At 59.1% G+C, this 634-nt stretch carries 1 rRNA gene; it reads left to right on the top strand.

Annotated elements, in window-relative coordinates:
• Nucleotides 1-634 (top strand): 23S ribosomal RNA (locus tag M8J74_RS43530); the annotation flags it as partial.

The following is a 634-nucleotide window of genomic DNA, read 5'->3' as shown; positions in this document are numbered from 1 at the left end:
GGCGCACGGTGGATGCCTTGGCACCAGGAACCGATGAAGGACGTGGGAGGCCACGATAGGCCCCGGGGAGTCGTCAACCAGGCTTTGATCCGGGGGTGTCCGAATGGGGAAACCCGGCAGTCGTCATGGGCTGTCACCCTTGCCTGAACACATAGGGCAAGTGGAGGGAACGCGGGGAAGTGAAACATCTCAGTACCCGCAGGAAGAGAAAACAACCGTGATTCCGGGAGTAGTGGCGAGCGAAACCGGATGAGGCCAAACCGTATGCGTGTGAGACCCGGCAGGGGTTGCGCATGCGGGGTTGTGGGATCTCTCTTCTGTCGTCTGCCGGCGACAGGACGAGTCAGAAACCGTTGATGTAGGCGAAGGACATGCGAAAGGTCCGGCGTAGAGGGTAAGACCCCCGTAGTCGAAACGTCAGCGGCTCGTTTGAGAGACACCCAAGTAGCACGGGGCCCGAGAAATCCCGTGTGAATCTGGCGGGACCACCCGCTAAGCCTAAATATTCCCTGGTGACCGATAGCGGATAGTACCGTGAGGGAATGGTGAAAAGTACCGCGGGAGCGGAGTGAAATAGTACCTGAAACCGTGTGCCTGCAAGCCGTGGGAGCGTCGGAACAAGGCTTGCCTTGTT

Origin of the sequence: Streptomyces panaciradicis, assembly GCF_023516615.1 — a bacterium.
GTDB classification, from domain to species: domain Bacteria; phylum Actinomycetota; class Actinomycetes; order Streptomycetales; family Streptomycetaceae; genus Streptomyces; species Streptomyces panaciradicis.
This window is presented reverse-complemented; position numbering and strand designations above follow the sequence as displayed.